The sequence below is a fragment of the Aeromicrobium sp. EU05-FHT14F07 genome (assembly GCF_058790455.1).
The window spans coordinates 1-11,014 of record NZ_JBYTCR010000036.1 but is presented as its reverse complement, the minus strand read 5'-3'; the positions used below and the strand labels follow the sequence as shown (position 1 = coordinate 11,014).

Annotated in this window: 8 protein-coding genes and 1 pseudogene; 7 read left to right on the top strand and 2 right to left on the bottom strand. The window is 71.8% G+C overall.

What is annotated here, in order from left to right; translation table 11 throughout:
- The first annotated feature begins 404 nt into the window (after positions 1–404).
- Positions 405–806, top strand: a complete 402-nt coding sequence (locus tag AC3WRM_RS18210) for a DUF3151 domain-containing protein (protein ID WP_492249983.1) — start codon at positions 405–407, stop codon at positions 804–806.
- A gap of 28 nt (positions 807–834) precedes the next feature.
- On the opposite strand, the gene AC3WRM_RS18205 is transcribed toward AC3WRM_RS18210, so the two are convergent.
- On the bottom strand, positions 835–1,749 hold the full coding sequence (locus AC3WRM_RS18205; RefSeq protein ID WP_492249982.1) for a diacylglycerol/lipid kinase family protein: 915 nt from the start codon (positions 1,747–1,749) through the stop codon (positions 835–837).
- A 212-nt stretch (positions 1,750–1,961) separates the two neighbouring features.
- Between AC3WRM_RS18205 and AC3WRM_RS18200 the strand changes: the two genes are divergently transcribed.
- Positions 1,962–3,245: an adenylosuccinate synthase gene (locus AC3WRM_RS18200; protein ID WP_492249981.1), complete on the top strand. Its 1,284-nt coding sequence runs from the start codon at positions 1,962–1,964 to the stop codon at positions 3,243–3,245.
- Between the two features lie 9 nt (positions 3,246–3,254).
- Here the strand turns inward: AC3WRM_RS18200 and AC3WRM_RS18195 are convergent, their stop codons facing one another.
- Positions 3,255–3,815 carry a GNAT family N-acetyltransferase gene (locus AC3WRM_RS18195; RefSeq protein ID WP_492249980.1) on the bottom strand — a complete coding sequence of 187 codons (561 nt, stop codon included), beginning with the start codon at positions 3,813–3,815 and terminating at the stop codon, positions 3,255–3,257.
- Positions 3,816–3,967: 152 nt separating this feature from the next.
- Between AC3WRM_RS18195 and purD the strand changes: the two genes are divergently transcribed.
- The 5 genes and pseudogenes from purD to AC3WRM_RS18170 all read left to right on the top strand — a co-directional run bounded on the left by purD (position 3,968) and on the right by AC3WRM_RS18170 (position 10,875).
- Complete coding sequence (purD, locus tag AC3WRM_RS18190) at positions 3,968–5,227, top strand: phosphoribosylamine--glycine ligase (protein WP_492249979.1); 1,260 nt, start codon at positions 3,968–3,970, stop codon at positions 5,225–5,227.
- Positions 5,227–5,976, top strand: a complete 750-nt coding sequence (locus AC3WRM_RS18185; protein WP_492249978.1) for a DUF6891 domain-containing protein — start codon at positions 5,227–5,229, stop codon at positions 5,974–5,976. The genes purD and AC3WRM_RS18185 overlap by 1 nt, the downstream gene beginning before the upstream one ends.
- A gap of 48 nt (positions 5,977–6,024) precedes the next feature.
- Positions 6,025–7,482: an adenylosuccinate lyase gene (purB, locus tag AC3WRM_RS18180; protein ID WP_492249977.1), complete on the top strand. Its 1,458-nt coding sequence runs from the start codon at positions 6,025–6,027 to the stop codon at positions 7,480–7,482.
- An 874-nt stretch (positions 7,483–8,356) separates the two neighbouring features.
- A pseudogene (locus tag AC3WRM_RS18175) lies at positions 8,357–9,208 on the top strand (phosphoribosylaminoimidazolesuccinocarboxamide synthase); the annotation flags it as partial.
- Positions 9,209–9,306: 98 nt separating this feature from the next.
- Positions 9,307–10,875 carry a long-chain-fatty-acid--CoA ligase gene (locus AC3WRM_RS18170; RefSeq protein WP_492249990.1) on the top strand — a complete coding sequence of 523 codons (1,569 nt, stop codon included), beginning with the start codon at positions 9,307–9,309 and terminating at the stop codon, positions 10,873–10,875.
- The last annotated feature ends 139 nt before the right edge of the window (positions 10,876–11,014 follow it).

The window sequence follows — 11,014 nt, the reverse complement described above, 5'->3', positions numbered from 1 at the left end:
TGGAGGGCCTCGACCCCATTCACCCCGACCGCGTCATGCCAAGTCGCTCACTGCCCCCACCGCAGGTACGAAGGGCCCCTTAAGGTGGCAGATCCACCGCCGGACCGCGCAAACGCAGCATCTTGGGCCAACCGCGCACGAAGGAAGAATCTTGCGTCCCACAGCGGGAGCCACAGCCCGAGAACCCAGCCCACCTCGCGCCCAGCCGCCCGGTCGAGGCCCTTTCGGAGACCACCTCCACGAGAAGCCGCACCAGCGCACCCCCACCCGAGCAGTAAGCCGCACCAGCGCACCCCCACCCGACCACGGAGCCACACCAGCGCACCCCCACCCGAGAGACAAGCCACGCCAGCGCACCAGCCCACGCCGGCCCCTCCGCCGGCCCGGTGCGTAGGGTGCAGAGCATGACGAACTTGCTGGGTGAGCCGCCAGAGACGTTCCTTCCCGAGGACCCGGGCGCGCAGGATCTGGCGTCGGGCACGTCGGCGCGGACCGTGGCCTCGGAGCACCCCGACTCGGTGCTCGCGTGGGCGCTCCTGGCGCAGGAGGCGCTCGACGCGGGTGACGACCTGGAGGGCTACGCGTTCGCGCGGACGGCCTACCACCGCTCGCTCGACGCGTTGCGCCGCAACGGCTGGAAGGGCTTCGGCCCGGTGCCGTGGTCGCACGAGCCGAACCAGGGCTTCCTTCGTTCGCTCGCGGCGCTCGCCACCGGGTCCGAGCGGCTCGGCGACGACGCCGAGGCGCACCGCTGCCGCGAGTTCCTGCACGAGTCGAGCCCCGAGGCGTACGCGCAGCTCGTCTGAGCGGCTCCGCTCAGATCACCGGCGCCGCTCAGTCCTCCAGCGGCGGGGGCGCGTCGGCGGGGGCACGCAGTCGCAGCCGTCCCGGCTCGACCACCCACTGGTGCCGGGTGCTCGCATCGCAGAGGTCGCCGTCGAGGTTGGCCTGCAGCGCCTCGCCCTGCACCACGACCTCGCGACCCTTGAGGTAGACGACGTCGTCACGCATCGGGTGGCGGCCGCGACGCAGGCGGTACGCGTACCCGAGACGCTTCCACCGGGCGTGCGCCCACACGACCGCGACGTCGAGGCTGCCGTCGAACGGGTCCGCCGCGGGGAGCAGCGGGGCGCCGCCGCCGACGTAGCGACCGTTGCCGACGGCCACCTGGATGAGTCGACGAGGCGAGTCGATGCGTTCGCCGTCGACGTGCACCGTCGCGTGGAAGCCCTTGCCGACCACTCCGGTGATCGCCGCGCCGATGGCGTACCCGACCGGGCCGAACGCCTTCTTCCACGGCGTCGCCTTCACGTTCGCCTCGGCGCCCAGGCCCACGTGGACGGCGTTGACGACCAGCCGGTCCTGACCGTCGCGGATCACGTCGGCGGGACGGGGCGCGCAGTCGACGGCCTGCCGTGCAGCCTCGACCGGGTCGTCACTGAGCCCGAGCGTGCGTACGAAGTCGTTGCCGGTGCCGAGCGGCACGATCGCCACCTCGACGTCGTCGAACAGGTCGAGGTCGTCGACGGCCGTGACGACGGCGTGGATGCTGCCGTCGCCGCCGACCGCCACCACCACACCGCCACGGGCCGCGGCCACCGCGTCCTGCAGGTCGTCGCGGTCCTCGGTGTGCCGCACCTCCAGCGACGTGTGCGCGCGCAGCACGTCGAGCGCCTCCTCGAGGCGCGGGTCGTCGCTGCTGCCCGCCTGCGCGTTCACCACGGCCACCCAGGGCCTGCTGTCGCTCATGGTGCTCCCTCTGCGTGCGGCCCCGAGAACCACCGTCGACGACGGTGCCCCTGCGAGCCTAGGGCCCGCAGGCAGCCGACGCACCGTCGTGGCCGCCGCGCATTGGCCCGAGGGGTGTCCGGCCCGATACGATGCGGCTGTCAGGCCCCGGACGCCCGGGGCTTGTCGCCTGTTCACCGCACAGCACGAACCAACCTCGAGGGGTGCATCGCATGCCCGCAGTCGTCATCGTCGGAGCCCAGTGGGGGGACGAGGGCAAGGGCAAGGCCACCGACCTGCTCGGCAGCCGCGTCGACTACGTCGTCAAGTTCAACGGCGGTAACAACGCCGGCCACACCGTCGTCATCGGCGACGAGAAGTACGCCCTGCACCTGCTGCCCAGCGGCATCCTGAGCCCAGGCTGCACGCCGATCATCGGCAACGGTGTCGTCATCGACCTCGACGTCCTGTTCGAGGAGATCGACGCGCTCGAGGCGCGCGGCATCGACACGAGCAAGCTGCGCGTGAGCGCCAACGCCCACCTCATCGCCGACTACAACCGCACCCTCGACAAGGTGACCGAGCGCTTCCTCGGCAGCCGCAAGATCGGCACCACCGGCCGCGGCATCGGCCCGACCTACGCCGACAAGATGAACCGGCTCGGCGTCCGGGTGCAGGACCTCTTCGACGAGAAGATCCTGCGCGCCAAGGTCGAGGGCGCGCTCGAGCTGAAGAACCAGATGCTCACCAAGGTCTACAACCGTCGCGCGGTCAGCGTCGACGAGATCGTCGACCAGCTGCTCGTGCACGCGGAGCGGCTGCGTCCCATGGTCGCCGACACCGCGCTCGTGCTGCACGAGGCGCTCGACCGTGACGAGACGGTGCTGCTGGAGGCCGGTCAGGCCACGCTGCTCGACGTCGACCACGGCACCTACCCGTTCGTCACGTCGTCGTCGGCCACGACCGGCGGCGCCTGCACGGGCTCCGGCATCCCGCCGACGCGCATCACCCGCGTCATCGGCATCGTCAAGGCGTACGCCACCCGCGTCGGCGAGGGTCCGTTCCCGACCGAGCTGTTCGACGAGGACGGCGAGCGCCTGCGCACCAACGGCGGCGAGTTCGGCACCACGACGGGTCGTCCGCGCCGCTGCGGCTGGTACGACGCGCCCGTCGCGCGGTACGCGGCCCGCATCAACGGTGTCACCGACTTCGTGCTCACCAAGCTCGACGTGCTCACCGGCTGGGACCGCATCCCCGTCTGCGTCGCGTACGACGTGGACGGCGAGCGGGTCGACGAGATGCCCATGACGCAGACCGGCTTCCACCACGCGAAGCCGATCTACGAGTTCTTCGACGGCTGGAGCGAGGACATCTCCGGCGCCCGCAGCATGGACGATCTGCCCCCCGCGGCCCAGGCGTACGTCCGGGCCATCGAGAAGATGTCCGGCGCCCGCATCTCCGCGGTCGGCGTGGGCCCGGACCGTGAGGAGACCGTGGTCCTGCACGACCTGCTCTGAGCCGGGCGGTCAGTCTCGGGTCTGCAGGTCCGCGCGCCGCCAGGTGCGCAGGCTCAGCGTCCGCCCCTTGCGCCGCCGGTGCTGCACCGGCTCACCAGTGAGCGCGAAACCGGCGCACAGCGCGACGTGCTCGCTCCGCCGGTTCCCGACGGCGATGCGGAGCCTCGCGCGGACGTGGCCAGCGTCGTGGGCTACGCGGAGCGCGGCCCGGACGGAGCGCACCGCCAGGCCCTGGCCGCGGTGCTCGCATCCCACTGCGTAGGCGAGCTCACAGGTCCCGTCCTCTTCCGTCCCGAACAGCAGCACCTCGCCGAGGGGTTCTCCGCCGTCATACGTGACCGCCAGCTGGAGCGTGCCGGTCGACCGTCCCTCCCAGGCAGCGCGGACGTAGGCGGTGGCGGCGTCCTCGTCGAAGGGGTGCGCCAACGGCGTCCACCGATCGATGTCGGGTGTGTCGAACAGGCGGACCATCGTGGGCACGTCGCCCAGATCCCAGGACCGCAGCACGAGGCCCTCCGCGCGGACCTCGCCGCCGAGCCACGGCGTCGGGCCCTCATCGGCGGAGTACACGTGGCCCAGTCTCCCACCGCCGTCTGCGGCCCCGTCCCGACGTCGACGGCGGCATGGTGTCGGGCGCTGCCGCGGCCTGGTCGCGTCGGAGTGCGGTCGAGCTTCCTCGTCGACCGATCCGGAGCCGACCCGGGGCGATAGGGTCGGGCAGCGTGAAGACTCTGGTGATCGGTACCGGCGGACGCGAGCACGCCCTGGCCCTGGCCCTGTCCCGCGACCCGCAGGTCACCGAGGTGCACGCGGCACCCGGCAACCCGGGCATCGCCGACGTCGCGACCCTGCACGACGTCGACCCGCTCGACGGTGACGCCGTCGCCGCGCTCGCCACGTCGATCGGCGCCGACCTCGTCGTCGTCGGCCCGGAGGCGCCGCTCGTCGCCGGCGTCGCCGACGCCGTCCGCGACGCCGGGGTCGCCTGCTTCGGGCCCAGTCGGGCCGCCGCGCAGCTGGAGGGCTCGAAGGCCTTCGCCAAGCAGGTCATGGCGGCCGCCGAGGTGCCCACCGCCATGGCGCACGTGTGCGAGACCGCCGAGGAGGTCGCCGCCGCGCTGGACGCCTTCGGTCCGCCGTACGTCGTCAAGGACGACGCGCTGGCCGCCGGCAAGGGAGTCGTCGTCACCGAGGACCGTCAGGAGGCCCTCGACCACGCGGCCGGCTGCGACCGCGTGGTCATCGAGGAGTTCCTCGACGGCCCCGAGGTGTCCCTCTTCGCCATCACCGACGGCGAGACCGTCCTGCCGCTGCAGCCCGCCCAGGACTTCAAGCGCGCCCTCGACGGCGACGCCGGACCCAACACCGGAGGCATGGGCGCCTACACGCCCCTCACGTGGGCGCCCGACGACCTGGTCGCCGACGTGACCCGCCGTGTGCTCGTGCCCACCGTGCAGGAGATGGCACGTCGCGGCACGCCGTTCCAGGGTCTCCTCTACGCCGGGCTCGCCCTGACGTCGCGGGGGGTGCGCGTCGTCGAGTTCAACGCCCGCTTCGGCGACCCCGAGACCCAGGCGATCCTGGCCCTGCTGCGCACCCCGCTCGCGTCGCTGCTGCACGGCGCCGCGACCGGCACCCTCGACGCGGTCGGGCTGCCGGCCTGGCACGACGGCACGGCCGTCACGGTGGTCATGTCGTCGGCCGGCTACCCGGCGTCGTCGCGGTCCGGCGACGTGATCCTCGGAGTCGGCGCGGCGAACACGATCGAGGGCGTCGACGTCATCCACGCGGGGACCGGGTTGGACGCCGACGGCCGACTCGTGACCAGCGGCGGGCGGGTGCTGGCGGTCACCGCGGTCGGCGAGGACCTCGAGCACGCTCGCGACCGGGCCTACGCCGGGGTCGACGCGATCTCCTTCGACGGTGCGCAGTTCCGCACGGACATCGCCCTGGCCGCCCAGCGCGGGGAGATCGAGGTCTGATGTCCGGGTCGGAGCAGCGCCGAGGGTTCTGGTCGCGGCTGCGCGGGCGCGGCCAGCAGCAGGCCGCCTCGACCCGGCCCGCGGGAGGGCTGAACGACCAGCCGGCCGGACTGGTCCTGCCGTCGTCGCTGCGCCTGCCTGCCGACGTCGAGGAGGCGCTGCGCGACCTGCTGTGGGAGGACGTGCTCCTGGGTCGGACCGAGGTGGAGGACCTCCTCGAGCTGCGCGAGGACGAGATCGCCGAGCTCGGCGTCACCGAGCAGCAGGCCGTCGACGCCTTCCGGCACCTCGTCCGCGCCCGACGCGAACAGCAGGCGGCCTGGTCGGCCGACGTCGCCCGCCCGCCGCTGCTCGCCGCCTTCGACGACCTCGAGGCGATCGGCGTGCTGGCCCGTCCCGACTTCACCTGCTGCGGCAGCTGCGCGACGGCCGAGATCGGCGACGAGCGCGACGACTCCCGACGCTGGCGCGGGTACGTCTACTTCCACCAGCAGGACACCGAGACGCTGCTGGAGACCCGCACGACGTACCTCGGCTACGGCGTCTTCCTGGCCGAGCACCTGCCGCGCGAGGAGTGGGAGGCGCTCGACGACGCCGAGAAGGACGCCACCTACGCACGGCTCGTCGGCGCGCTGGTGTCGGACGAGGTGCTCCCGGTGCTCCGGCGCCACGGGCTCCGGGCGTCGTGGGACGGCGACACCGGCACGCGGATCCTCCTCGAGGACGTCGACCACTACGTCGCCGTCTGACGCGGACGGCCGTCCGTCGTCCGCGGGGCGGGTGGGATGATGTGCGGCGTGACGACGCCCAACGTTCTGGCCCACCGCTACGCCTCGCCCGAGATCGCGCGCATCTGGTCGCCCGAGCACAAGATCGTGCTCGAGCGGCAGCTGTGGATCGCCGTGCTCAAGGCCCAGCGCGACCTGGGGGTCGAGACGCCCGACGGCGTGATCGAGGCCTACGAGGCCGTCGTCGACCAGGTCGACCTCGCGTCGATCGCCGACCGCGAGCGCGTGACCCGGCATGACGTCAAGGCACGGATCGAGGAGTTCGCGGCGCTCGCCGGCAGCGAGCACATCCACAAGGGCATGACGTCGCGCGACCTGACGGAGAACGTGGAGCAGCTGCAGGTGCGGGCGTCGCTTCAGGTGCTGCGCTCGAGGGCCGTCGCGGCGCTGGCGAGGCTCGCCCGGCTGGCCGCCGAGCACGCCGAGCTCGTCATGGCGGGTCGCAGCCACAACGTGGCGGCGCAGGCGACGACGCTCGGCAAGCGCTTCGCGACCGTCGCCGACGAGCTCCTCACCGGCATCGGCCGGCTCGACGACCTCCTCGCTCGCTACCCGCTGCGCGGCATCAAGGGTCCCGTCGGCACCGCGCAGGACCAGCTCGACCTGCTGGGCGGGGCACCCGGCGGGGGTGCCGGGCCGGGGGCGGCAGACGGCTTCGCCAAGCTCGCCGACCTGGAGCGGCGTGTCGCCGAGCACCTCGGCTTCGAGCGGGTGCTGACCAGCGTCGGGCAGGTCTACCCGCGCTCGCTCGACTACGACGTCGTCACGTCGCTCGCGCAGCTGGTGGCCGCCCCGTCGAACCTGGCCACGACGATCCGGCTCATGGCCGGCAACGAGCTGGTCACCGAGGGCTTCAAGCCCGGCCAGGTCGGCTCGAGCGCGATGCCGCACAAGATGAACACGCGCTCGTGCGAGCGGGTCAACGGCCTGGCCGTCGTCGTCCGCGGCTACGTGTCGATGGTGGGCGAGCTGGCCGGCGACCAGTGGAACGAGGGCGACGTGTCGTGCTCGGTCGTGCGCCGTGTGGCCCTCCCCGATGCGTTCTACGCCGCGGACGGCCTGTTCGAGACGTTCCTGACCGTCCTCGACGAGTTCGGCGTGTTCCCGGCGGTCGTCCAGCGTGAGCTCGACCGCTACCTGCCGTTCCTGGCGACGACCAAGGTGCTGATGGCCGCGGTGCGCGCCGGCGTGGGCCGTGAGGCCGCGCACGAGGCGATCAAGGAGCACGCGGTGGCCGTCGCCCTGGAGATGCGCGAGCAAGGGTCGGCCGGCAACGACCTGTTCGCACGCCTCGCGGCCGACGAGCGACTCGCCCTCACCGAGGCCGACCTCGCCTCCCTCGTCGCCGCACCCCTGGAGTTCACCGGCGCCGCGACCGCCCAGGTCGCCGCCGTCGTCGCCCAGGTCGACGAGCTCGTCGCCGTCGACCCGGCCGCCGCCACCTACACGCCGGGCGCGATCCTCTGACGCCCTGAGCCCGGCTCGGCCTGCCCGGAGTGTGCTGGGCGGGCTGGGGGTCGGGCGGGGGTGCGTCGGGGTGGTTTTTCCTCGGCCTGCGGCTGCGCGGGCGTGGCTTCCTGCTCGGGTGGGGGTGCGCGGGCGTGGCTTGCTGCTCGGGTGGGGCTGCGCTGGCGCGGCTTGTCGTGGGTGTGGTCTCCGAAAGGGCCTCGACCGGGCGGCTGGCGGGCCGGTGGGCTGGGTTCTCGGGCTGTGGCTCGCGGTGGACGCAAGATTCTGCATTCGTGCGTGCCGGCGGTGGATCTGCCACCTTCTGGGCGCTGTTCAGGTGGCAGATCCACCGCTGAGGGGGCGAGGGCGTGAAGGATTCTTCTTTCTCGTGGAACGGTCCACGAGAAAGAAGAATCTTTCGTCCCCCCAACGCAAAGGGCACCCAAGATGCTGCATTCGCGCGTTGGAGACCGAAGGCTTCTGCGTTCACGACGGGATCCCGTAGCCAACGCAGAATCCTTCGAGTCCCAGCGCACGAACGCAGATTCTTGCGTCCCACGCGGGCCACAGCCCGAGACCCGAAGCCGGCCCCCGCCCAGCCGCCCGGTCGAGGCCCTTCGGAGCGCAGGACGAGTCAAAGCCGCACCGACGCAGCCCCACCTCAGGCACCAAGCCATGCCGACGCACCCCCACCCGAGCAGCGAGCCACGCCCGCGCAGCCGCAGGCCGAGAGAGAAGCCACCCCAGCGCACCCCCACCCCCACGAGAGAGCCCAGCCACCGCACCCGCAGCACGAGGGAGCTGGCCGACCACCCCGTCCGCCGACCCGAGGGGCGAGACGTTCGGACGCCGGTGGGTGGGGGAGGGGGTCGGACCTCCTAGGCTGTCGGTCGTGCCTCTCGACGTTCCCGGTGCCGTGCACCTGCACTCCGGCAAGGTCCGTGACCTCTACGAGCTCGAGTCGGGCCGACTGCTCATGGTGGCGTCGGACCGGATCTCGGCGTACGACTTCGTGCTGAGTCCCGGGATCCCCGACAAGGGGGAGCTGCTGACGCGGATGTCGCTGTGGTGGTTCGATCAGCTCGCCGACGTCGTGCCGAACCACGTGGTGTCGACGCAGGTGCCCGAGCGGGTGCGGGGTCGGGCGCTCGTGGTCGAGAAGCTCGACATGTATCCCGTCGAGTGCGTCGTGCGGGGCTACCTGACGGGGTCGGGGCTGGCCGACTACCAGGCGACCGGCGAGGTGTGCGGGGTGCCGCTGCCCGACGGGCTCGTCGATGGCTCCCGGCTCCCCGAGCCGATCTTCACGCCGGCGACGAAGGCGGCGGTCGGCGACCACGACGAGAACATCGACTTCGACGCGGTCGTCGAGCTGGTCGGCGCCGAGGTCGCGGAGCGGCTGCGCTCGCTCACGCTCGACGTGTACGCGCGCGCCGAACGGATCGCCCGCACGCGCGGCATCATCCTGGCCGACACGAAGCTGGAGTTCGGTGCCCGCCCGGACGGCACGATCGTGCTGGCCGACGAGGTGCTCACCCCGGACTCGTCCCGCTTCTGGCCGGCCGAGACGTACCAGCCCGGACGTCCCCAGCCGTCGTTCGACAAGCAGCCGGTGCGCGACTGGCTCACGTCGGACGCGTCGGGCTGGGACAAGGCCTCCGACACGCCTCCGCCGAGCCTGCCCGCGGACGTCGTCGAGGCCACCCGGGAGCGGTACGTCCGGGCCTACGAGCAGCTCACGGGCTCCACCTTCTGAGACTGCGCCGGACTCGCGTACCGGCGGTATCCGAGACGTGGGTAGGGTGGTGACGCCGCCCACACCCTCGTCTGAAGGAGCCCGCGATGGCCAACCTCGCCGCCCTGCTGGAGAAGTCCGCCTCGACGTACGCCGACCGCACCGCCATCGTCTTCGGTGACACCCGACTCTCGTACGCGCAGGTCGACGGCGCCGCGAACCAGGTGGCCAACCTGCTCGTCTCGCGCGGGGTCCAGCCGGGCGACAAGGTCGCGCTGTCGTGCCCGAACCTGCCGTACTTCACGATCATCTACTACGGCATCCTCAAGGCCGGCGCGACGGTCGTCCCGCTCAACGTCCTGCTGAAGGGCCGTGAGGTCGCCTACCACCTCGACGACTCCGACGCCGTCGCCTACTTCGCGTTCGAGGGCACCCCCGACCTGCCGATCGGCGAGGCCGCGTGGGAGGGCTTCCAGGCGGTCGAGGGCTGCAAGGACTTCTTCCTCATCAAGCTCGACTCCGCCGCCCCGGAGCCCATGGAGCCGCCGGAGTACTACGCCCCGCTGGTCGCGCAGCAGCCGCCCACCTTCGACACGGTCGAGACGGACGACGACGACACCGCCGTCATCCTCTACACGTCCGGCACGACCGGCCAGCCCAAGGGTGCGGAGCTGCGCCACCGCAACATGCGCGACAACGCGCTCGCCGGGGCCGACCTGTTCGGGGCCGACGAGACCAACCCCGACACCTACCTCTGCGTGCTGCCGCTGTTCCACTCCTTCGGCCAGACGTGCATCCAGAACGGCTCCATGGCCTTCGGCGGCACCGTCGTCATGCTCCCGCGCTTCGAGGCGCAGGCGGCGCTGGGCCTGATGCTCAAGGAGCAGGTCACCTACTTCGCAGGCGTGCCCACCATGTACTGGGGCCTGCTCGGCGCGCTCGACGAGACGGTCGACGTCGCCACGATCGCGCAGAACCTGCGCGTGGCCGCGGCCGGCGGCTCGGCCCTGCCGGTCGACATCCACCGCCAGTTCAAGGACCGCTTCGGCGTGACCATCCTGGAGGGCTACGGCCTTTCGGAGACGTCGCCCGTGGCGTCCTTCTCCGTGTTCGGGCAGGAGCCCCGCGTCGGCTCGATCGGCGTGCCGATCCCCGGCGTGGAGATGAAGCTGATCGATTCCGAGTGGAACGACGTGCCCGACGACCTCGAGGACGACGGCAAGACCGCCGTCGGCGAGATCGCCATCAAGGGCCACAACGTCATGAAGGGCTACTACGACCGCCCCGAGGCGACGGCGGAAGCCATCCGCGACGGCTGGTTCCGCTCCGGCGACCTCGGCCGCAAGGACGCCGACGGCTTCTACTACATCGTCGACCGCAGCAAGGACATGATCATCCGCGGCGGCTACAACGTGTACCCGCGCGAGCTCGAGGAGGTGCTGATCACGCACCCGGCCGTCTCGCTGGTCGCGGTCATCGGCGTCCCGCACGAGAGCCACGGCGAGGAGATCAAGGCCGTCGTCGTGAAGAACAAGGACCACGACGACGTGTCCGAGGCCGACCTCGTCGCCTGGGGCAAGGAGCAGTTCGCGGCCTACAAGTACCCGCGCATCGTGGAGTTCCGCGACGAGCTGCCCATGACGGCCACGGGCAAGATCCTCAAGCGCGAGATCTGAGCACCGCTCCGACGGCCGGGTCCAGGACGTCCTGGGTCCGGCCGTCGTCGTCCCCGGCTAGCTGTACTTGGCAGGCACGTTGGTGACACGGGGTTGTGAAAGGGGAGGACCTCCCGGCTTAGTGGAGATGTCTGACGTC